This window comes from Stenotrophomonas acidaminiphila, from assembly GCF_001431595.1.
Taxonomy (GTDB): domain Bacteria; phylum Pseudomonadota; class Gammaproteobacteria; order Xanthomonadales; family Xanthomonadaceae; genus Stenotrophomonas; species Stenotrophomonas acidaminiphila.
Window position 1 is genome coordinate 187,980 of sequence record NZ_LDJO01000026.1, and the last position, 20,997, is coordinate 208,976.

Annotated in this window: 15 protein-coding genes and 10 tRNA genes; 6 read left to right on the forward strand and 19 right to left on the reverse strand. The window is 67.3% G+C overall.

Features of this window, described 5'->3' with window-relative positions:
- Positions 1-73: 73 nt before the first annotated feature.
- From ABB33_RS09135 to ABB33_RS09210, 16 genes are all read right to left on the reverse strand, one after another.
- Entirely contained in the window at positions 74-2,044 is a 1,971-nt protein-coding gene (locus ABB33_RS09135; RefSeq protein WP_056931910.1) for a peptidyl-prolyl cis-trans isomerase, read from the reverse strand.
- A 182-nt stretch (positions 2,045-2,226) separates the two neighbouring features.
- Positions 2,227-2,303, reverse strand: a tRNA-Asp gene (locus tag ABB33_RS09140).
- A gap of 67 nt (positions 2,304-2,370) precedes the next feature.
- Positions 2,371-2,447: transfer RNA gene (locus ABB33_RS09145), tRNA-Asp, on the reverse strand.
- Between the two features lie 85 nt (positions 2,448-2,532).
- Positions 2,533-2,609: transfer RNA gene (locus tag ABB33_RS09150), tRNA-Asp, on the reverse strand.
- Positions 2,610-2,640: 31 nt separating this feature from the next.
- Positions 2,641-2,715, reverse strand: a tRNA-Val gene (locus tag ABB33_RS09155).
- A 12-nt stretch (positions 2,716-2,727) separates the two neighbouring features.
- Positions 2,728-3,000: an HU family DNA-binding protein gene (locus ABB33_RS09160; RefSeq protein WP_054663508.1), complete on the reverse strand. Its 273-nt coding sequence runs from the start codon at positions 2,998-3,000 to the stop codon at positions 2,728-2,730.
- Between the two features lie 208 nt (positions 3,001-3,208).
- A complete protein-coding gene (lon, locus tag ABB33_RS09165) occupies positions 3,209-5,665 on the reverse strand; it encodes an endopeptidase La (protein WP_054663505.1) in 2,457 nt (818 codons plus the stop codon).
- Between the two features lie 145 nt (positions 5,666-5,810).
- Positions 5,811-7,091 carry an ATP-dependent Clp protease ATP-binding subunit ClpX gene (clpX, locus tag ABB33_RS09170; protein ID WP_054663502.1) on the reverse strand — a complete coding sequence of 427 codons (1,281 nt, stop codon included), beginning with the start codon at positions 7,089-7,091 and terminating at the stop codon, positions 5,811-5,813.
- Positions 7,092-7,218: 127 nt separating this feature from the next.
- Complete coding sequence (gene clpP, locus ABB33_RS09175; RefSeq protein ID WP_054663499.1) at positions 7,219-7,845, reverse strand: ATP-dependent Clp endopeptidase proteolytic subunit ClpP; 627 nt, start codon at positions 7,843-7,845, stop codon at positions 7,219-7,221.
- A gap of 72 nt (positions 7,846-7,917) precedes the next feature.
- Entirely contained in the window at positions 7,918-9,213 is a 1,296-nt protein-coding gene (gene tig, locus ABB33_RS09180; protein ID WP_056931911.1) for a trigger factor, read from the reverse strand.
- A gap of 168 nt (positions 9,214-9,381) precedes the next feature.
- Positions 9,382-9,466 (reverse strand) — tRNA-Leu (locus tag ABB33_RS09185).
- Between the two features lie 183 nt (positions 9,467-9,649).
- A tRNA-Lys gene (locus tag ABB33_RS09190) sits at positions 9,650-9,725 on the reverse strand.
- A 110-nt stretch (positions 9,726-9,835) separates the two neighbouring features.
- Positions 9,836-9,911, reverse strand: a tRNA-Lys gene (locus ABB33_RS09195).
- Positions 9,912-9,992: 81 nt separating this feature from the next.
- Positions 9,993-10,069: transfer RNA gene (locus tag ABB33_RS09200), tRNA-His, on the reverse strand.
- Positions 10,070-10,102: 33 nt separating this feature from the next.
- Positions 10,103-10,179 (reverse strand) — tRNA-Arg (locus ABB33_RS09205).
- Between the two features lie 44 nt (positions 10,180-10,223).
- A tRNA-Pro gene (locus ABB33_RS09210) sits at positions 10,224-10,300 on the reverse strand.
- A 134-nt stretch (positions 10,301-10,434) separates the two neighbouring features.
- Here ABB33_RS09210 and ABB33_RS09215 point away from each other — a divergent pair.
- Positions 10,435-11,196, forward strand: coding sequence for a Bax inhibitor-1/YccA family protein (locus tag ABB33_RS09215; protein ID WP_056931912.1), 762 nt, complete (start codon positions 10,435-10,437; stop codon positions 11,194-11,196).
- Between the two features lie 118 nt (positions 11,197-11,314).
- On the opposite strand, the gene ABB33_RS09220 is transcribed toward ABB33_RS09215, so the two are convergent.
- The 3 genes from ABB33_RS09220 to grxC form a co-directional block, all read right to left on the reverse strand.
- Positions 11,315-12,319, reverse strand: coding sequence for an isocitrate dehydrogenase (locus ABB33_RS09220; RefSeq protein ID WP_054668603.1), 1,005 nt, complete (start codon positions 12,317-12,319; stop codon positions 11,315-11,317).
- A gap of 130 nt (positions 12,320-12,449) precedes the next feature.
- Positions 12,450-12,839 carry a carboxymuconolactone decarboxylase family protein gene (locus tag ABB33_RS09225; protein ID WP_054663491.1) on the reverse strand — a complete coding sequence of 130 codons (390 nt, stop codon included), beginning with the start codon at positions 12,837-12,839 and terminating at the stop codon, positions 12,450-12,452.
- Positions 12,836-13,111 (reverse strand): glutaredoxin 3, encoded by a 276-nt coding sequence (gene grxC, locus ABB33_RS09230; protein ID WP_054663488.1) that lies wholly within the window; start codon positions 13,109-13,111, stop codon positions 12,836-12,838. The genes ABB33_RS09225 and grxC overlap by 4 nt, the downstream gene beginning before the upstream one ends.
- A 151-nt stretch (positions 13,112-13,262) precedes the next feature.
- Here grxC and ABB33_RS09235 point away from each other — a divergent pair, with 151 nt between their 5' ends.
- From ABB33_RS09235 to ppx, 5 genes are all read left to right on the forward strand, one after another.
- Positions 13,263-14,912 carry a M48 family metalloprotease gene (locus tag ABB33_RS09235; protein WP_056931913.1) on the forward strand — a complete coding sequence of 550 codons (1,650 nt, stop codon included), beginning with the start codon at positions 13,263-13,265 and terminating at the stop codon, positions 14,910-14,912.
- 119 nt (positions 14,913-15,031) lie between these two features.
- The gene (phoB, locus tag ABB33_RS09240; RefSeq protein WP_054663482.1) at positions 15,032-15,721 is read left to right on the forward strand and encodes a phosphate regulon transcriptional regulator PhoB; all 690 of its coding nucleotides are present in this window, start codon (positions 15,032-15,034) and stop codon (positions 15,719-15,721) included.
- Positions 15,722-15,805: 84 nt separating this feature from the next.
- A complete protein-coding gene (gene phoR, locus ABB33_RS09245) occupies positions 15,806-17,146 on the forward strand; it encodes a phosphate regulon sensor histidine kinase PhoR (protein WP_054663479.1) in 1,341 nt (446 codons plus the stop codon).
- Positions 17,143-19,230 carry a polyphosphate kinase 1 gene (ppk1, locus tag ABB33_RS09250; protein ID WP_056931914.1) on the forward strand — a complete coding sequence of 696 codons (2,088 nt, stop codon included), beginning with the start codon at positions 17,143-17,145 and terminating at the stop codon, positions 19,228-19,230. Before phoR ends, ppk1 begins: the two co-directional genes overlap by 4 nt.
- A 137-nt stretch (positions 19,231-19,367) precedes the next feature.
- A complete protein-coding gene (gene ppx / locus ABB33_RS09255; protein ID WP_056931915.1) occupies positions 19,368-20,894 on the forward strand; it encodes an exopolyphosphatase in 1,527 nt (508 codons plus the stop codon).
- The last annotated feature ends 103 nt before the right edge of the window (positions 20,895-20,997 follow it).

Here is a 20,997-nt window from a genome sequence, read left to right on the forward strand (position 1 = left end):
GGCTGCGTGCCGGGCTTTCTGCTTCATGGAGCGTGCGGGGCGTTCGCTGCAACGCCCCGGCCGCGCCCCGGGGTCAGAGCTGCGATTCCTGCACCTGCACCTTGAAGCGCTTGCGCAGGCCATCGACGAACGCCTTGGCCGCCGCCGCACCGTCGATCTGGCTCAGCTGCTGCTTCAGCATCGCCAGCTGCGGCTCCGGCACTTCCTTCAGGTCGCCCGGGGTGACCTTGGTCACCGCGAACACCGCATAGCGGCCGTCATCCATCTCCACCTTGCCGTAGCTCGGCTTGCCGTCGGTCGGCGGCACCACGCTGAACACCGCCCGATTGGCGGCGGCCGTCGGCACCGGCGCCGAACGCGGCAGGCCCGGCATCGGCAACAGCTGCAGCTTCTCGCCCTCGGCCAGCGTCTGCAGCGTCTGCCCGCCCTGCAGCTTGGCCAGCAGCGCATCGGCCGCCTTCTTCGCTGCTTCCTCGGTACGGTGCGCACGCACCGCGGCGATCACCTGCTCGCGCGCCTGCGCCAGCGGGATGGCCTGTTCCGGCGTATGCGCGGTCACGCGGATCATCACGTTGTGGTTCGGGCCCAGTTCGATCGGGTCGCTGACCGTGCCGTCCTCCTTCAGCGCGTCGGAGAACGCCGCACGCAGCACCGCCGGGTTGGCGGCGATGCCGCTGGCGGTGGCGCGGGTGAACGGCCCCAGCGTCTGCACCGGCAGGCCCACTTCCTTGGCCGCCGAATCGAGCACGGTCGGATTCTTGTAGACCAGGTCCACCAGGCGCCCGCCCAGTTCGTTGAAGGCGCGCTCGGTATCGGCCTGCAGCTGCTCGGCCGCCAGCTGGTCGCGGACCTCCTCGAACGGACGTCCCTCGCCACCCTTGACCTCGCGCAGCTTCAGCACGTGGTAGCCGAACTCGGTCTTCACCGGGCCACTGATCTCGCCCGGCTGCATGGCGAACAGCGCGTCCTCGAACGGCTTCACCATCACCCCGTGCTCGACCCAGCCCAGGTCGCCGCCTTCGGCCTTGGAGCCCGGATCATCGGAATTGGCCTTGGCCAGCGCGGCGAAGTCGGCACCCGGCTGCCTGGCGTCGGCGGCCAGCTTGGCGGCCTTGGCTTCGGCGGCCTTCTGCGCGGCGGCGTCGCTGCCGGCGCTGATCAGGATGTGCGAGGCAAGGCGCTGCTCCGGCTTGACGAAGCGTGCCTTCTCTTCTTCATAGCGGCGGCGCAGGGCCGCCTCGTCCGCCGGCGTGGCCGCCGGCATGCGCGCCGCATCCAGCTCGACGTACTCGATGGACACGCTTTCCGGCTGCATGAAGTCGCGGGTATGGGTGTCGTACCACTGCTTGATCTGCGCGTCGTCCACCGCCGCGGTGTCGGCCTCCGGCGCCGGCAGCATGGCGAACTCCACGTCGCGCGTCTCGCCCAGCAGCTTCAGCAGGCGCTCGCTTTCGCCCTTGGTGGCAAAACCCGATTGCGCCAACGCGGTCGGGATGATCGACTGCTGCAGGCTGGTGCGGACCACCTGGTCGAACATCGCCGGGGTGCGCGGCGGCTGGCTCTGCGCCAGCACCAGGCGGTACTGCTCGGCATCGAACTTGCCGTCGCGCTGGAACGCCGGGATCGCGGCGATGTAATTGCGCACCGCTTCGTCGCCGATCACGATCCGCGCGTCCTCGGCGGCCAGCCGCACTACCTGCTCGTCGATCAGCTGGTCGAGCACGACCCGCTTGTTCTCGGTGGTCTCGAACTCGCGCGGATCGAAGCTGTCGCCCTGCTGCTGGCGGGCATCCATGCGCGCCTGTTCGAAGCGCGTGCGGAAATCCTCGACACTGATCTCATGGTGGCTCCACAGGAACGACATCGGCCACCACGACGGCGCCGAGCGCCACCACGACGGCGGTGCGGATACCTTGGCGACGTTCTGCGCACCGACACCACCCAGGTAGCTGTTGTCGATCACGAACAGGAACGGAATCATCAGCAGCCCCAGGATCACGGTCACGATCCAGCCCGAGGTCTTGTCGCGGAGTTTCTGCAGCATGGGAAAATCAAGGCCTGATTGGCGAGCCGGGCAGTGTAACCCGCTTCCCGCCTGACTCCCAACCGGCGCCGGCGGCGCGTGCGCTCCCCGTCCACGCACGACGTCGTTGCCGTGGCGGCGGCCAGGGCCGGGGCAGATGGCGAAAAAAAAACCCCGGGCTTTTGCCCGGGGCTTCGAATCAATGGCGGAGCGGACGGGACTCGAACCCGCGACCTCCGGCGTGACAGGCCAGCATTCTAACCAGCTGAACTACCGCTCCGCATATTGCAACCGCTACCGGCCGACTTCGCGACCGGGGTGCCACTGCATGCAGTGGCGGGTGGAACTGGCGGAGCGGACGGGACTCGAACCCGCGACCTCCGGCGTGACAGGCCAGCATTCTAACCAGCTGAACTACCGCTCCGCACTTGATTGTTCGCTTCCAGCACCACTCCAGGAAGAGTGGAGAGAAAGCAAGGCCCCCGATTGCTCAGGGGCCTTCTTGAAACTGGCGGAGCGGACGGGACTCGAACCCGCGACCTCCGGCGTGACAGGCCAGCATTCTAACCAGCTGAACTACCGCTCCACTTTCAATACTGCTCGACGGTGCTTCTTCGTGGTGGGTGCTGAGGGTTTCGAACCCCCGACCCTCTCCTTGTAAGGGAGACGCTCTACCACTGAGCTAAGCACCCCCGGTGAGCCGCTTAGTTTACAGCGTCCTTCAGGGCTTTACCAGCCTTGAAAGCGGGATTTTTCGAAGCGGCGATCTTGATGGTGTCGCCGGTCTTCGGGTTGCGACCGGTGCGCTCGGCACGCTCGCGGACCTGGAAGGTACCGAAACCCACCAGCGTCACGGCGTCGCCCTTCTTCAGCGCCTTGGTGATCTCGGCGACGACGGCATCGACCGCACGGCCGGCTTCGGCCTTGGAGAGGTCAGCAGCAGCGGCAACGCCGTCGATCAATTCGGTCTTGTTCATTATGTAATAACTCCCTATGCGGCAATCCGCGGAATAGATTGGATTGGTCGCCGCCATCACTGCGGCGGCGGCGGCCGTAAGATCCTGCAAACACGTCGCCCGCTCATCGAGCGGGCGCGTGAGTCGCACTTTTATACCAGCGCCCCCCTACCCACGCAAGCCGAAAAGCCAATAACGACGCGGGTTTCAAGGGATTTTGCGTTCATCATCAGTGCTTGACGCGCGCGGCCGGAGCTGCCTTTGCCCGCCCCCGCACCGCCACCCGCTGGCCGTTCTTGCGCACCTTCTTCGGCGCCAGCGGCGTCTCCAGCGCGATGTCCAGCACCTCATCGATCCACTTCACCGGAATGATGTCCAGGTCGCGGGTCACGTTGGCCGGGATGTCGGCCAGGTCCTTGCGGTTCTCCTCCGGGATGACCACGGTGCGGATGCCGCCGCGCAGCGCAGCCAGCAGCTTCTCCTTCAGGCCGCCGATGGCGGTGACGCGGCCGCGCAGGGTGATCTCCCCGGTCATGGCGACATCGGCCTTGACCGGGACCCGGGTCAGCGTCGACACCAGCGAGGTGACCATGGCGATGCCGGCACTGGGGCCATCCTTGGGGGTGGCGCCATCGGGCACGTGCAGGTGCACGTCATGCTTCTGCAGGAAGTCCACGTCGATGCCCAGCGCCTGGGCGCGTGCGCGCACCACCGACAGCGCCGCCGTCGCCGATTCCTTCATCACGTTGCCGAGCTGGCCGGTCAGCGTCACCGCGCCCTTGCCCGGGATCAGCGTCGATTCGATCTGCAGCAGGTCGCCGCCGACCTCGGTCCAGGCCAGGCCGGTGACCAGGCCGACTTCGTTCTCCTCCTCGGCACGGCCGAAGTCGAAGCGGCGCACGCCCAGGTACTTGTCCAGGTTGGCGGCGTCGACCACCACCAGCGCCCTGGGCTTCTTGGCGGCCTTCCGGGCAGTCTTCCTGGCCGGCTGCGGGCCGGCGAGCGCGATCTCCTTGACCACCTTGCGGCAGATCTTGGCGATCTCGCGCTCGAGGTTGCGCACGCCGGACTCGCGCGTGTAGTAGCGCACGATGTCGCGGATCGCGTCCTCGTCGATCGCCAGTTCCTCCGGCTGCAGGCCGTTGGCCTTGAGCTGCTTGGGCACCAGGTAGCGGGTGGCGATGTTGAGCTTCTCGTCCTCGGTGTAGCCCGGGATGCGGATCACCTCCATGCGGTCCAGCAGCGGGCCGGGGATGTTGAGCGAGTTGGAGGTCGCCACGAACATCACTTCGGACAGGTCCAGGTCCACTTCCAGGTAGTGGTCGTTGAAGGCGTTGTTCTGCTCGGGGTCGAGCACTTCCAGCAGCGCCGACGACGGGTCGCCGCGGAAATCCATCGACATCTTGTCGATCTCGTCGAGCACGAACAGCGGGTTCTTGCTGCCCACCTTGTTGAGGTTCTGCACGATGCGCCCGGGCATGGAGCCGACGTAGGTACGGCGGTGGCCGCGGATCTCGGCCTCGTCGCGCACGCCACCCAGGCTCATGCGCACGAACTTGCGGTTGGTGGCCTTGGCGATGGACTGGCCCAGCGAGGTCTTGCCCACGCCCGGCGGCCCGACCAGGCACAGGATCGGGCCCTTCATCTGCTTGACCCGCGACTGCACCGCCAGGTATTCGAGGATGCGGTCCTTGACCTTGTCCAGCCCGTAATGATCGGCGTCGAGCGTGTCCTGGGCGACCTTCAGGTCCTTGCGCACCTTGGTGCGCTTCTTCCACGGCACGCCCAGCAGCCACTCCAGGTAGTTGCGCACGACCGCGGCTTCGGCCGACATCGGCGACATCTGCTTGAGCTTGTTGAGTTCGTTCCTGGCCTTGGCCTCGACTGCCTTGGGCATGCCGGCCTCTGCGATCTTGCGCGCCAGCTCGTCCAGTTCGCCCGGCGCGTCGTCCAGATCGCCCAGCTCCTTCTGGATGGCCTTCATCTGCTCGTTGAGGTAGTACTCGCGCTGGCTCTTCTCCATCTGCGACTTGACCCGGCCGCGGATGCGCTTTTCCAGCTGCTGCACGTCGATCTCGCCATCGACCAGGCCCACCAGCATCTCCAGCCGGTCGCCGACCTGCAGCGTTTCCAGCAGCTTCTGCTTGTCGGCCAGGCGCACGCCGATATGCGCGGCGATGGTGTCGGCCAGCCGCGACGGCTCCTCGATGCCGTTCAGGGTCTGCAGCAGCTCCGGCGGCAGCTTGCGGTTGGTCTTGACGTACTGCTCGAACAGCGACATCAGCGAACGCGCGATCGCATCGATCTCGCGCGACTCGCGCGATTCGTCCGATTCCAGTTCGGTGCCGGCGCCCTGCAGCGCGCCGTCCTGCTCGCGGATCCTGTCCACGGCCACGCGCGCCAGGCCCTCGACCAGCACCTTGATGGTGCCATCAGGCAGTTTCAGCAGCTGCAGCACCTGCGCCAGGGTACCGACGGTGTACAGGTCGGCGGCAGCCGGGTCGTCGGTCTCGGCCGACTTCTGCGCGACCAGCAGGATGCGCTTGTCCGCTTCCATCGCCCGTTCCAGCGCCTGCATGGACTTGTCGCGCCCGACGAACAGCGGGATGACCATGTGCGGGAACACCACCACGTCGCGCAGCGGCAGGACCGGCAGGTCGAGGACTTCGGTTTGGGTCTGGGCCATGGGGGGCTCCACTTGGATTCGGGGGTGGCCATGAAAAAAGCCGATGGCCCCGTTATGGGGCCATCGGCGGGGTGATGCAAGTGGCGTAGGAGGAGCACCTGAACCGGGCTTCATCCGGCCCGGGCAGGATGTCCGAACTGCCTATTCAGTCACCGGATGCAGCCTTGGCCGGCGGCGTCTGGTAGATCACGTACGGCTCGGACTTGTGCTCGATGACCGACTCGTCCACCACCACCTTGCTCACGTTTTCCTGCGACGGCAGGTCGTACATGGTGTCCAGCAGCACCGACTCGACGATGGTGCGCAGGCCGCGCGCGCCGGTCTTGCGCTTGAGCGCCTTCTTGGCGATGGCCGACAGCGCGTCCGGACGGAACTCGAGCTCGACGTTCTCCATCTCGAACAGCTTCTTGAACTGCTTGGTGATGGCGTTCTTCGGTTCGGTCAGGATCCTGACCAGCGCCGTCTCGTCCAGCTCCTCCAGGGTCGCCACCACCGGCAGGCGGCCGACGAACTCCGGGATCAGGCCGAACTTGATCAGGTCCTCGGGCTCGACCTCGGCCAGCACCTTGCCCACTTCCTGCTTGCGCTCGCTGCTCTTGACCTTGGCACCGAAACCGATGCCGCCGGCCTCGCTGGAGCGCTGCTGGATGACCTTGTCCAGGCCGGCGAACGCACCGCCGCAGATGAACAGGATGTTCTTGGTGTCCACCTGCAGGAATTCCTGCTGCGGATGCTTGCGCCCGCCCTGCGGCGGCACGCTGGCCACGGTGCCTTCGATCAGCTTCAGCAGGGCCTGCTGCACGCCTTCGCCGGACACGTCGCGGGTGATCGACGGGTTCTCGCTCTTGCGCGAGATCTTGTCGATCTCGTCGATGTAGACGATGCCCTGCTGCGCCTTCTCGACGTCGTAGTCGCACTTCTGCAGCAGCTTCTGGATGATGTTCTCCACGTCCTCGCCGACATAGCCGGCTTCGGTCAGCGTGGTTGCATCGGCCATGGTGAACGGCACGTTGAGCAGCCGCGCCAGCGTCTCGGCCAGCAGCGTCTTGCCCGAACCGGTCGGGCCGACCAGCAGGATGTTGGACTTGGACAGCTCGACGTCGTCGCTCTTCTGACGGCTCTCGATGCGCTTGTAATGGTTGTACACGGCCACCGCCAGCGTGCGCTTGGCGCGGTTCTGGCCGATCACGTACTGGTCCAGGACCTCGAGGATCTCGCGCGGCTTGGGCAGCGAACTGCGTGCCGACTGCGCCTTTTCCTCAAGTTCCTCGCGGATGATGTCGTTGCACAGCTCCACGCATTCATCGCAGATGAACACGCTCGGACCCGCGATCAGCTTGCGTACTTCATGCTGACTCTTGCCGCAGAACGAGCAGTAAAGGATCTTGCCGCTGTCTCCGGAACGACCTTGCCGGTCTTCGCTCATGCTTCGCTTACCCAGTTGCTCCCCCCGTGAACAGGGGGTTCGATTTCGAGAATAGCACAGGGCCGGATGGACGCCAGTCCACTTCCGACCCTGCAGAAAACGCCGTGTTTTCGGCTACTTAGGCCGGTCACGCCGGCTGGATCGACTCGTCGGGACGCCGCTCCAGGACCTGGTCCACCAGACCATAGGCCTGGGCATCGGCGGCGCTCTTGAAGTTGTCGCGCTCGGTGTCGCGCGCGATGGTCTCCAGCGACTGGCCGGTGTGCTTGGCCAGCACCTCGTTCAGGCGCGCGCGCAGGGTCAGGATCTCGCGGGCGTGGATGTCGATGTCGGTGGCCTGGCCCTGGAAGCCGCCCAGCGGCTGGTGGATCATCACCCGCGAATTGGGCAGCGCGAAGCGCTTGCCGGCCGCGCCCGCCGCCAGCAGCAGCGCGCCCATCGAGGCGGCCTGGCCGACGCAGATGGTGCTCACGTCCGGCTTGATGTACTGCATGGTGTCGTAGATCGCCATGCCGGCGGTGACCACGCCACCGGGCGAGTTGATGTAGATGCTGATGTCCTTTTCCGGGTTTTCCGCTTCCAGGAAAAGCAGCTGCGCCACCACCAGGTTCGCCATGTGGTCGTCGATCGGGCCGACCAGGAAAATCAGGCGCTCCTTCAGCAGGCGCGAATAGATGTCATAGGCGCGCTCGCCGCGGCTGGTCTGTTCGACCACCATTGGAACCAGGTTCAGGGCTTTGGCTCGGTTGTCCATTACGTGGGGCACCTAATCTTGACGGGGAAACATCACCCCGCGCCAGGGCGCGGGGCGGGTGGAGCGACCGCCTTACGGGCGGATCGCTTCCTGGAACGTCAGCACCTGCTCGGTGTGCTGGGCACGCTCGGCGATCCAGTCGATGACCTGCTCTTCCATCACGCGGTTCTGCAGGCCACTCATCAGCTGGGGGTCGTTGCGGTACATCTCAATGACCTGCTCGGGCTCTTCGTAGGTCGAGGCGATCAGGCGCATGGTTTCGTTCAGGCGCTTCGGATCCAGGCGCAGGTCGTTGCGGCGTGCGACTTCGCCGACCAGCAGGCCGACCAGCACGCGCTTGGAGGCGGCGTCCTTGAAGCCCTCGTGGGCGTCGGCCGGCACCTGGCCCGGGTTGCCGCCCTGGCGGCGGATCGCGTCGACCTGCTGCGCCAGCATGGCACGGGCTTCGTTCTCGACCAGGCGCGGCGGCAGCTCGACCGAAGCATAGGCGGCGATCAGCTGCTCGCCCACTTCACGGCGCAGGCGGTTCATCAGCGCGCCCTTGAGCTCGCGCTCCAGGTTGGCGCGGATGTCGGCGCGGAACTGCGCCAGCTCGCCGTTCTTCACGCCGAAGCTCTTGATGAAGGCCGCATCGACCTCCGGCACCACCGGCTCGGACACCTCGGCGGCCTTGACCGTCACCTTGACGTTCTTGCCGGCCAGGGCCGGCACGCGCCAGTCGGCCGGGAACTCGACGTCCAGCGTCTTCTCTTCGCCCTTGGCCAGGCCGACCAGGCCCTGCTCGATCTGCTCGAACATCATGCCCTGGCCGATGATGATGGTGCCCTGCTCGGCGCCTTCGGCCGGCAGCCGCTCGTCACCGGCCTGCGACCAGGTTTCCAGCGCGACCAGGTCGCCTTCCTGCGCGCCACGCGCGACCGCCTTCCAGCTGCGGCGCTGCTGGCGCAGGTTCTCGATCATCTGGTCGATGTCGGCGTCGGTGACTTCGGCGCTGTGGCGCACCACGGTCAGCTTGGTCACGTCGACATCGCCGAAATCCGGCACCAGCTCGACGGTGGCGACGAAATCGAATTCGCCTTCGCCGGCCTTGTCGATGCGCGGATTGCCGGCGATGCGCAGCTCATGCTGGCGCAGCGCGGCGTCGAAGGTCTCGCGCAGCAGGCCGTCCATCGCCTCGGCGCGCACCTGCTGGCCGAAACGCTGCTCGACCACCTTGGCCGGCACCTTGCCCGGACGGAAGCCCTTGATGCGCACGGTGCGCGCGATCTCGCCGAGCCGGCCGTTGATGTGGCTCTGCAGGCGCTCCTCCGGCAGGGAGAAGGTCAGGCGGCGTTCCAGGTTGCCGGTGGATTCGATCGAAGCTTGCATGTGGACTCCTGCCACCGGTGGCGCCCTGGCCCCCGGCACGATGTGGAAGATGAACGGTTTCCGACGGACATGATTCCGCCGCAGCCCTGTAGTTTCGCCGATTCCGGCTGGCGCTTCCAGCCTGCCCCCGGACAGGTGCGCCCGGGGAACATCCGGCAGACACACGGATGGTGCGAAAGGGGGGACTCGAACCCCCACGCCTTGCGGCACTGGAACCTAAATCCAGGGCGTCTACCAATTCCGCCACTTTCGCGTCCGGCCGGCATTGTTGCAGACCTGTGGGCAAAAAAGCTGCCGGATGCGCCTTTCGCACCTGCAGGCGATCGCCCCAGGGGGCGCCGACCGCGGGGACGGCAAGGCCACGGCATCGGAATGCACCGGCCACGCCCGGAAGCAGGCAAAGAAAAGGGCACCCGCCGTAGCGGATGCCCTTGTCTGGTGGGCTGTCAAGGATTCGAACCTTGGACCTATTGATTAAGAGTCAACTGCTCTACCAACTGAGCTAACAGCCCTGAAACATGGGTGCGCACTGCTGCCTGCGACACCGGATTCCTGCAGGAAAACGCAGGACCCTCACTCTGGAGGAAAACAGCCACCCGGCGTGCCAGGTGGCTGTCTTTGTTGGTGGGCCGTCAAGGATTCGAACCTTGGACCAATTGATTAAGAGTCAACTGCTCTACCAACTGAGCTAACGGCCCTGAAAATCAGGGGGCAAATGATACCTGCACCCTTCAGTTCCTTCAACCCCGGAATGCACATTCCGGCGTCTTTCTGTTCAATGGGGTGGCTGAGGGGATTCGAACCCCCGACCACTGGAATCACAATCCAGTACTCTAACCAACTGAGCTACAGCCACCACTGAAAACTACAACCCACCGCTTGCGCCGATTGGCGCGCCCGACAGGAATCGAACCTGTAACCGCCGGCTTAGAAGGCCGGTGCTCTATCCAGTTGAGCTACGGGCGCTCTGACCGGATCGTCGCACTCCAACACGCGCTGGTCGCATCGGATGGTCGGGGTAGAGGGATTCGAACCCCCGACATCCTGCTCCCAAAGCAGGCGCGCTACCAGACTGCGCTATACCCCGGCGGTGAATCTCCCGAGGTTCCCCCCGAAAGGTCGGCTATTGTCGGAACTGTGGAGCAGTCTGTCAACGGCGGATTTCATCGCGACGGCGGTTGGTTATGCTGCCGGCATCCACATCCGACCCGGGAGCCTCACATGCGCAGCGGCAATCCAGCCCTATCCGACTCCACCTTCCTCGATCCCGGCAGCGGTGCGGTGGTCTCACGCGGTACCGGGGCGATGACCCTCAACGGCACCGTCAACAAGACCGGCCTGCTGTTGCTGCTGGCGGTACTCACCGCGGCCTTCGCCTGGAACCAGGCGCTGACCGATACCGGCGAGCTTGCCAGCGGCGCGCGCCTGTACCTGTGGGGCGGACTGATCGGCGGCTTCGTGCTGGCCATGGTCACCATCTTCAAGAAGCGCTGGGCGCCGGTCAGCGCACCGCTCTATGCGCTGCTCGAAGGCCTGTTCCTGGGCACGATCTCGGCGCTCTACGAGGCGCGTTTCGACGGCATCGTGTTCCAGGCGGTGCTGCTGACCTTCGGCACCCTGTTCGCACTGCTGTTCGCCTACCGCAGCGGGCTGATCAAGGCCACAGAGAACTTCAGGCTCGGCGTGGTGGCGGCGACCGGTGGCATCGCCCTGGTGTACCTGGCGACCCTGGTGCTGGGGCTGTTCAACATCAACATTCCCTTCATCCACGATTCGGGCCTTATCGGCATAGGCTTCAGCCTGTTCGTGGTGGTGATCGCCGCGCTGAACCTGGTACTGGATTTCGACTTCATCGAGAGTGGCGTGGAAGCCGGGGCACCGAAGTACATGGAATGGTATGGCGCGTTCGGGCTGATGGTGACGCTGGTATGGCTGTACATCGAGTTCCTGCGTCTGCTGTCCAAGCTGCAGTCGCGCAACTGACCACAGGCCGGCGCCGGGCGGCACGCCGCCGCGCGGGCCTGGCCCGTCACCAGCGCAAGCCGGAACCAGAAAGGGCGCCATCGGCGCCCTTTCTGCTTTCCTCGATGCCGCGCCGCGGTTACAGGCGGCTGGCGATGGCCCGGGCGAAGTCCATGGTGCCGCCGGTACCGCCGAGGTCGCCGGTCAGCGAATCCTTGGCTTCCATGGTGGCGACGATGGCCTTGCGCAGGCGCTCGGCATTCTGCGGCTGGCCGACGTGGTCCAGCATCTGCGCGGCGCCCAGCAGCAGCGCGCACGGGTTGGCGATGCCCTTGCCGGCAATGTCCGGCGCGGTGCCGTGGACGGCTTCGAAAATGGCCGCGCTCTCGCCGATGTTGGCGCCCGGGGCCAGGCCCAGGCCGCCGACCAGGCCGGCGCACAGGTCGGAGATGATGTCGCCGAACAGGTTGGTGGTGACGATCACGTCGAACTGCTCGGGGCGCATCACCAGCTGCATGCAGGCGTTGTCCACGATCATTTCCTGGAACTCGATTTCCGGGTACTTCGCGGCCACTTCGCGGGCGACGTTCAGGAACAGGCCCGAGGTCGACTTGATGATGTTGGCCTTGTGCACGGCGGTGACCTTCTTGCGGCCGGTGCTGCGGGCCAGCTCGAAGGCGTAGCGCACGATGCGCTCGGAACCCTTGCGGGTGATGCGGGTGCCGGAGAACGCCGTCTCGCCGTCAGCCGAGACTTCCTGGCCTTCGGACAGGTAGGCGCCTTCGGTGTTCTCGCGCACGGTGATCAGGTCGACGTTCTCGTAGCGCGACTTGGTGTTCGGGAACGAGATCGCCGGACGCACGTTGGCGTACAGGTCGAACTGGCGGCGCAGGGCAACGTTGATCGAACTGAAGCCACCGCCGACCGGGGTGGTCAGCGGGCTCTTCAGCGCGACCTTGTTCTTCTTGATCGATTCCAGCGTGCTGGCCGGAATCAGCTCACCGTGCTTTTCCAGCGCGGCCAGGCCGGCATCGGCGAACTCGTAGGACAACCCGGTGCCGAGCTTGTCGAGCACGAACAGGGTCGCGTCCATGATTTCCGGGCCGATGCCATCGCCGCGGATGACGGTGATTGTCTGCGTCATGATTTGGGTTCCGAACTGGGAGGGGGAGCGTGCGCCGGCCGGCTGCCCGGGATCAGGCGCATCCAAAAGTTTCAACTGTCAATTATGCCTGATCCGCCCGCCCCGCCCCAACTGGACCAAGGTCGCAGGTTCAGCCGTGGTCGTGCCCGGCCGGCGCCTCGGCGGCCCCGGACTCCAGCTGGTCCAGGAAGTCCACCGCGCGCCGCAGGTGCGGGATCACGATCGAGCCGCCGACCACCAGGCCCACCGAGAAGGTCTCGAAGAACTCCTCGCGGCTGACCCCGGCGTCCTTGCACTGGGCCACGTGGTAACTGATGCAGTCGTCGCAGCGCAGCACCAGCGAGGCCACCAGGCCCAGCAGCTCCTTGGTCTTCACGTCCAGCGCGCCGGCCTGGTAGGTCTGCGTGTCCAGCGCGAAGAAGCGCCGCACGACCTGGTTGGGTTCGGCCAGGATGCGCTGGTTCATGCGCTGGCGGAATTCGGTGAATTCGGCCACGCGGTCCTTGTCGGCGCCGCTCATGCGCCCTGCCCCGCGAACAGCGGCTCCAGCTTGCCGGCACGGTGCAGCGCCATCATGTCGTCGTAACCGCCCACATGGACCTCGCCGACGAAGATCTGCGGCACGCTGGTACGGCGGGTCAGCGCCATCATCTTTTCGCGCTCGGCCGGGTCCAGGTCGATGCGCACCTCGTTCCAGGTGCGGCCCTTGCTCTTGAGGAAATTCTTGGCCGCCACGCAGTAGGGACACACGGCGGTGGAGTAGATGGTGATCTCGGGGGTCTGGGTGCTCACGGGAAACTCCGCGCGGGGAATGGTGTCCCAATATGGTAGCGGTGCGCCGGATCACACCGCCCAACGCTGGAACACTGCGGGTTAACCTGTGCTTCACACCTGCGGCCCGCTTCCCCGTCATTCTCCGCCCAGCCTCACCGGAGCCCCACGCTTGCGAACCCTGCTGCTCGCCACCGCCGTCGCCCTGGCCCTGGCCACTCCCCTGTCCCGGGCCCAGGACAGCAAGCTGCCGGACATCGGCTCGTCCGCCGGTGAACTGCTCACCCCGGCGCGGCAGGCCGAGTATGGCGGCATGATGCTGCGCGAACTGCGCAACTACGGCTACCTGGTGGACGATCCGCTGGTCGACGACTGGCTGCAGTCCATGGGTACCCGGCTCGGCTCCAACAGCGCCCAGCCGCAGCAGAAGTTCACCTTCTTCATGCTCAAGGACCGGCAGATCAACGCCTTCGCCACCCTCGGCGGCTACATCGGCATGAATGCCGGCCTGGTGCTGACCGCCGAGCGCGAGGACGAGGTCGCGGCGGTGCTGTCGCACGAAATATCGCACGTCACCCAGCAGCACGTGCTGCGCAGCGTCGAGAAGGCGCAGCGCGACCAGATACCGATCCTGCTGGGCATGCTCGCGGCGGTGATCGCGGCGCAGCAGGCCGGCGGCAACTCCTCCGGCGACGCCACCATGGCGGCGATCAGCTCGGGCATGGGCCTGATGCAGCAGCTGCAGATCAACTTCACCCGTTCCAACGAATCGGAGGCCGACCGGCTCGGCATCCGTACGCTGGCGCGCAGCGGCTACGACGTCGATGCGATGGCCGGCTTCTTCGAGCGGATGTCGGCGGCCATGCGCGGCAACGAGGGCGGCTACTCGACGCCCGACTTCCTGCGCACCCATCCGGTGAACATCACCCGCATCAGCGAGGCCAAGGCCCGCGCCGAGCAGATCAAGAAGGACACGGTGCTGCTGACCACCACCACCCCCGGCGGCGTGCGCCAGGAGCGGGTGAACCCGGCCGACCCCATTCCCGATCCGGCCAGGGCCAGCGGCAACCCGCTGCTGCCCGGCTCGCTGCAGCTGTCGCTGCCGTCGATCGGACTGCCGCGCGGCGCCAGCGGCCAGTTCGACTGGGCCCGCGAACGCCTGCGCGTGCTCAGCGCCCCGACGCCGTCCGAACTGGTGCGCGAATACGAGGACCTGCGCCGCAGCCAGAAGGATGGCCTGAGCGATCCGCAGCGCTATGGCGTGGCCATCGCCCAACTGCGCGACGGCACCGGCGCGCTGCAGCAGGCATTGCAGGAGCTGCAGCAACTGCAGTCCAAGCACCCCGACAACCTGTGGGTGAACCTGGCGCTGGGCGAAGCCGAGTCGCGCAACGGCCGCCACGCCGACGCCAACCGCCGCTTCGAGGCATTGCTGCAGAAGCTGCCGCAGAGCCGCCCGGTGGCGCTGACCTACGCCCAGGTGCTCAACGAGCAGGGCGGCATGGAGGCCGGCAAGCGCGCCCAGGCCATGTTGCGCCCGCTGCTGGCCCGCGCCGGCGACGACCCGGTGTTCCAGCGCACCTTCGCCCGCGCCTGCGAGCTGGCCGGCGACAACGCGCGCGCCAGCGAGGCCTATGCCGAGGCCGCCTACCTGAACGGGCGTCCGGAACAGGCCCTGCTGCAGTTCCAGGCGCTGCTCAAGCAGCCCGGCCTGGACTACGTGAGCCGCGCCCGGGTGGACGCGCGGATCGAGGCGATCATGCCGACCGTGCTGGAAATGCGCCGGCTGGGCATGCGCGACCCGGACATGCAGCGCCGCTGACCCCACGCGCTGCCGGCGGGAAACCGGGGGGACGGCGCCGCCGGCGATGTCACAAACCGGTCATCAAACCGTAGTCTACTGGGCACATCCGGTCCGATGGGCTTCATGGTAGGCAAGACGTGCAGAAACGCATTCTTATCGTCGATGACGAACCGGCGATCCGCGACATGGTCGCGTTCGCACTGCGCAAGGGAGAATACGAGCCGGTGCACGCCGGCGACGCGCTGGAGGCACAGACCGCCATCGCCGACCGCGTGCCGGACATGATCCTGCTGGACTGGATGCTGCCGGGCACCAGCGGGCTGGAGCTGGCCCGCCGCTGGCGCAAGGAAGCGCTGACCCGCGACGTGCCGATCATCATGCTCACCGCACGGGGCGAGGAAAACGACCGCGTCGGCGGGCTCGAGGCCGGCGTGGACGACTACGTGGTCAAGCCGTTCTCGGCACGCGAACTGCTGGCGCGCATCCGCGCGGTCATGCGCCGCACCCGCGACGACGACGAGGACGGCAGCGTGGCGATCGGCCCGATCCGCATCGACGGCGCCGCGCACCGGGTGTTCGCCGGCGACGCGCCGGTCTCGATCGGCCCCACCGAGTACCGCCTGCTGCATTTCTTCATGACCCATCCCGAGCGCGTCTACACCCGCTCGCAGTTGCTGGACCATGTGTGGGGCGGCAGCGTCTACGTGGAGGAGCGCACCATCGACGTGCACATCCGCCGCCTGCGCAAGACCCTGGAACCGTTCGGCGCCGAAAACATGGTGCAGACCGTGCGCGGCGCCGGCTACCGCTTCTCGGCCTCGGTCTGAGCACGGCGCCGCGGCCGGCGCCCGTGCTTCCTGCTATAACCGGTCACGGTTCCCAAGGTTCCACCCGCACCACCCGAGAGCGCAATGCCCCGCCAATTCCGATCCGCCTGGTTGAAGACGCTGGCCACCCTGGCCGCGCTGCTGTTGTCGGCCCTGCTGATCGGTGCCCTGCTCGGCCATCCGGCACTGGTGCTGGCGCTGGCCGCGCTGGGGATCCTGGCCTGGCACTACTGGCGGCTGCGCCAGGTGCTGCTGCGCCTGACCGCGCGCCAGCGCTGGGAGACCGCCCGCGGCACCGGCGTGTGGAACGAGCTTGACCGCCTGCTGTACCGCAACCAACAGGAAATGCGGGTGCGCAAGCGGCGCCTGATCGACATGCTGCGCAGCTACCGCGCCGCCGCCGCGGCGCTGCCCGACGCGGTGGTGGTGGTGGACCGCAACACCCAGCGCGTGCAGTGGTTCAACGAGGCCGCCACCGCGCTGCTGGGCCTGCAGCACCCGGCCGACATGGATGCGCCGCTGGTCGAGCGCCTGCAGCCGCTGCCGCTGGCGCACTGGCTGGCCGGCGGCCGCAACGCCGAGCCGATCCTCGATGCCAATTCGCCGGTCGATCCGGGCATCCGCCTGCACCTGCGCCTGATTCCGTATTCGGACCACCACTGGCTGCTGGTGGCGCGCGACGTGACCAAGCTGCTGCACCTGGAACAGGTGCGCCGCGACTTCGTCGCCAACGTCTCGCACGAACTGCGCACGCCGCTGACGGTGGTGCATGGCTACCTGGACATGATGGACCCGGAGGATTTCCCGGACACCGGGCCGATGCTGGCGGAGATGCGCAAGCAGTCCCAGCGCATGGCGCAGCTGGTCGAGGACCTGCTCACCCTGTCGCGGCTGGAATCGCAGCAGCAGACCGAGCTGGAAACCGTGGCGATGACCTCGATGCTCGCCTCGCTGCGGCGCGAAGCCGAGGCCCACAGCCAGGGCCGCCACACGATCACCATCGAGGACAGCGCCGGCGTCGACCTGGCCGGCTCCAACAAGGAGCTGCACAGCGCCTTCTCCAACCTGGTCACCAACGCGGTGCGCTACACCCCGGCCGGCGGCCGCATCACCCTGACCTTCGCCCGCGAGGGCGACGGCGCGGTACTGGCGGTGACCGACACCGGCTACGGCATCCCGGCCAGCCACCTGCCGCGCCTGACCGAACGCTTCTACCGCGTGTCCAGCAGCCGTTCGCGCGAAAGCGGCGGCACCGGCCTGGGCCTGTCCATCGTCAAGCACATCCTCGGCCTGCACCAGGCGCGCCTGGACATCCGCAGCGAAGTCGGCCAGGGCAGCACCTTCGCCTGCCATTTCGACGCCGAACACGTCCGCCCGCGCACCGCCCTCCCCTCGCCACCGTCCACGGAAGACTCCCCGGCATGAACGCTCCCGTCCCGTCCCCCGTTGCCACGGCTCCCGGCAACGACCCGCTGCGCGACCCGGCGCTGTACATCAACCGCGAGCTGTCGCAGCTGGATTTCAATTTCCGCGTGCTGGCGCAGGCGATGGACGAGCAGGTACCGCTGCTGGAGCGGCTGCGCTTCCTGTGCATCTCCTGCACCAACCTGGACGAGTTCTTCGAGATCCGCGCCGCGGCGGTGCGCCACGCGCAGGAGTTCGGCCTGCCGCCGGCGCCGGACGGCATGAGCCCGCAGGAAATCCTGACCGCCATCCACGACCGCGCCGCCGAACTGGTCGAACAGCAGTACCGCTGCTGGAACGAAGTACTGCGCCCGGCGCTGCAGGACGCGGGCATCGGCATCCTCTCGCCGTCGACCTGGACCCCGCGCCAGCGGCGCTGGCTGCGCGCCTATTTCCGCAACGAGATCATGCCGGTGCTCTCGCCGCTGGGGCTGGACCCGTCGCATCCGTTCCCGAAGATCCTCAACAAGTCGCTGAACATCGTGGTCGTGCTCAAGGGCACCGACGCCTTCGGCCGCGCCGGCCACCTGGCGCTGGTGCGCGCACCGCGTTCGCTGCCGCGCATCATCCAGTTGCCCAAATCGCTGGGCGGCACCCAGAACTTCGTGCTGCTCTCGGCGGTGCTGTCCACCTTCGTCAACGAACTGTTCCCGGGCATGGACGTGCGCGGCGCCTACCAGTTCCGGGTCACCCGCAACTCAGAGCTGGTGGTGGACGAGGAGGAAGTGGAGAACCTGGCGCTGGCGCTGCGCGACGAACTGGTCGACCGCGGCTACCGCCCGGCGGTAAGGCTGGAGATCGCCCACGACTGCCCGCGCGCGATCGTGCAGACCCTGCTGCAGAACTTCGGCCTGTCCGAGAACGCGGCCTACCGCATCGACGGCTCGGTCAACCTCAACCGCGTCATCCAGGTCTACGACCTGGTGCAGCGGCCGGAGCTGAAGTACCCGCCGATGACGCCACGCGTGCTCAAGACGTCCGAAGGCATCTTCGAGGCGGTGGCGCGCGGGGACTTGCTGCTGCACCACCCGTTCGACTCGTTCAGCACCGTGCTGGAGCTGATCCGCGAAGCGGCGGTGGACCCGAACGTGCTGGCGATCAAGCAGACGCTGTACCGCACCGGCAAGGATTCGGGGATCGTCGAGGCGCTGATCCTGGCCGCGCGCAACGGCAAGGACGTGACCGTGGTGGTCGAACTGCGCGCGCGCTTCGACGAAGAGGCCAACCTCGGCCTGGCCGATCGCCTGCAGGATGCCGGCGTGCAGGTGGTCTATGGCGTGGTCGGCTACAAGACCCATGCCAAGATGCTGCTGATCGTGCGCCGCGAGGGCCGCAAGCTGCGCCGCTACGTGCACCTGGGCACGGGCAATTACCACAGCGGCACCGCGCGCGCCTACACCGACCTGAGCCTGATCACCGCCGATCCGGACATCGGCAACGACGTGCACCAGCTGTTCCAGCAGTTGTCCGGGCTGGCTTCGAAGATGAAGATGGAATACCTGCTGCAGTCGCCGTTCACCCTGCATGCCGGCCTGCTGCAGCGGATCGAGCGCGAGACCCGGCTGGCGCTGGACGGCAAGCCGGGGCGGATCATCGCCAAGATGAACGCGCTCAACGAACCGCAGGTGATCCGTACCCTGTACGCGGCGTCGCAGGCCGGCGTGCAGATCGACCTGATCGTGCGTGGCGCCTGCACCCTGCGCCCCGGGGTGGAGGGGGTCTCGGACAACATCCGGGTGCGCTCGATCGTCGGCCGCTTCCTGGAGCACAGCCGCGTCTACTGGTTCGGCAACAACGGCGCGCCGGAGCTGTACTGCGCCAGCGCCGACTGGCTGGAGCGCAACCTGCTGCGGCGCGTGGAGACCTGCTTCCCGATCCTGGACAGCGACCTGGCCCGGCGGATCTACCGCGAGGTGCTGCAGAACTACCTGGACGACAACCTCAACGCCTGGGAACTGCAGGCCGACGGCCGCTACCGCAAGTGCACGCCGCAGCCCGGGCAGCCGCCGCATTCGGCGCAGCAGGCGCTGCTGGAAGCGCTGTAACCGCGCGCCGCGACCGCCGGAAGGGGCGGCGCCTGCAGGCCCGGACGCGCGTGCGCACGCGCACCGGGCCATGGCGCCGGCTTCCGGATCCGCGCCCAGGGTGACACGCGCCCCCGGCCATCCACTACCATTCCGCCATGCCCCAGTCCTCCCCGACCTTTCCCCCACTGCAGGACGGCGACCTGCTGGCCGCCATCGACCTGGGCTCCAACAGCTTCCACATGGTCATCGCCCGCTACCTGCTCGGCCAGCTGCGGGTGGTCGACCGCCTGCGCGAGACCGTGCGCATGGCCGACGGCCTGGACGGCAAGGGCGGGCTGTCGGCCGAGGCGCGGCAGCGCGCGCTCGAATGCCTGGCCCGTTTCGGCCAGCGCATCCGCAACATCCCGCCGTACCGGGTACGCGCGCTGGCCACCAACACCGTGCGCCAGCTGCGCTCGCCGCTGTCGTTCCTGATGCCCGCCGAAACCGCGCTGGGCCATGCCATCGAAGTGGTCAACGGCCGCGAGGAGGCGCGCCTGATCTACCTGGGCGTGGCCCATGCGCAGCCGCCCAAGCCGGGCCAGCGGCGGCTGGTGATCGACATCGGCGGCGGCTCCACCGAATTCATCATCGGCAGCGGCATGCAGCCGCTGGAGCGCGAGAGCCTGCAGGCCGGCTGCATCGCCAGCACCCGCCGCTTCTTTCCCGGCGGCAAGCTGAGCAAGAAGCGCTGGAAGGACGCGCTGACCGAGATCGGCGCCGAGTTCCAGCCATTTGCCGCCAAGTACCGTGCGCTGGGCTGGGACGAGGCGCTGGGTTCGTCCGGCACCCACAAGGCGATCAGCGAGATCTGCGCGGCAATGAAGCTGAGCAAGGGCGCGATCACCTCCCAGGCATTGCCGCAGCTGCGCGACGAGCTGCTGCGCGCCCGCCACATCAACGACATCAACCTGCCCACCCTGTCCAGCGAGCGGCGCCCGATCATCGCCGGCGGCGTGCTGGTGCTCGAGGCCGCGTTCCAGTCGCTGGGCCTGCAGAAACTGCTGGTCAGCAAGGCGGCGATGCGCGAGGGCATCCTGTACGACATCATGGGCCGCGCCAGCGACAACGACCCGCGCGACGAATCGGTGGCGGCGCTGACCCGCCGCTACGACATCGACGCCGCCCAGGCGCTGCGCGTGGAGGCGACCGCCCAGCGCCTGTTCGAACAGGTCGCCGAGAGCTGGAAGCTGGACTCCGACGACGCGCGCATGCTCGGCTGGGCCGCGCGCCTGCACGAACTCGGGCTGATGATCGCCCACAGCGGCTACCACACCCACGGCAGCTACGTGATCGAGCACTCGGACATCGCCGGCTTCTCGCGCCAGGAGCAGCAGATGCTGGCGGCGCTGATCCGCACCCATCGCCGTGGCGTGCCCAGGACCGCTTTCGACGCACTGCCCGACCGCCTGCTGCTGCCGGCCCGGCGTACCGCCGCGCTGCTGCGGCTGGCGGTGCTGCTGCACCGTTCGCACGAGGACGATCCGATCCCGACCCTGGACCTGAGCGTGGACGGCAACACCCTGTCGCTGGTGCTGGACAAGGTCTTCATCGACGCCCGTCCGCTGCTGCGTGCCGACCTGGTCGGCGAGGCCGAAGGCATGGCCGGGCTGGGCATCTCGTTCCGGCCGTTCGTCGCCTGACCCCCGGGGGGCGCGGAGCCGCCCCCTTCCATGCTGTCGGCCTGTCACATCACTGGCACGCCGCTGACACCCGTCTGCCACGGCGCCAGGCGACCCTTTGCGA

Bases quoted from the DNA above. Each gene is read 5' to 3' on its own strand.
- ABB33_RS09135 (WP_056931910.1), bottom strand. From the start codon at position 2,044: ATGCTGCAGAAACTCCGCGACAAGACCTCGGGCTGGATCGTGACCGTG.
- ABB33_RS09160 (WP_054663508.1), bottom strand. From the start codon at position 3,000: ATGAACAAGACCGAATTGATCGACGGCGTTGCCGCTGCTGCTGACCTC.
- lon (WP_054663505.1), bottom strand. From the start codon at position 5,665: ATGGCCCAGACCCAAACCGAAGTCCTCGACCTGCCGGTCCTGCCGCTG.
- clpX (WP_054663502.1), bottom strand. From the start codon at position 7,091: ATGAGCGAAGACCGGCAAGGTCGTTCCGGAGACAGCGGCAAGATCCTT.
- clpP (WP_054663499.1), bottom strand. From the start codon at position 7,845: ATGGACAACCGAGCCAAAGCCCTGAACCTGGTTCCAATGGTGGTCGAA.
- tig (WP_056931911.1), bottom strand. From the start codon at position 9,213: ATGCAAGCTTCGATCGAATCCACCGGCAACCTGGAACGCCGCCTGACC.
- ABB33_RS09215 (WP_056931912.1), top strand. From the start codon at position 10,435: ATGCGCAGCGGCAATCCAGCCCTATCCGACTCCACCTTCCTCGATCCC.
- ABB33_RS09220 (WP_054668603.1), bottom strand. From the start codon at position 12,319: ATGACGCAGACAATCACCGTCATCCGCGGCGATGGCATCGGCCCGGAA.
- ABB33_RS09225 (WP_054663491.1), bottom strand. From the start codon at position 12,839: ATGAGCGGCGCCGACAAGGACCGCGTGGCCGAATTCACCGAATTCCGC.
- phoR (WP_054663479.1), top strand. From the start codon at position 15,806: ATGCCCCGCCAATTCCGATCCGCCTGGTTGAAGACGCTGGCCACCCTG.
- ppk1 (WP_056931914.1), top strand. From the start codon at position 17,143: ATGAACGCTCCCGTCCCGTCCCCCGTTGCCACGGCTCCCGGCAACGAC.
- ppx (WP_056931915.1), top strand. From the start codon at position 19,368: ATGCCCCAGTCCTCCCCGACCTTTCCCCCACTGCAGGACGGCGACCTG.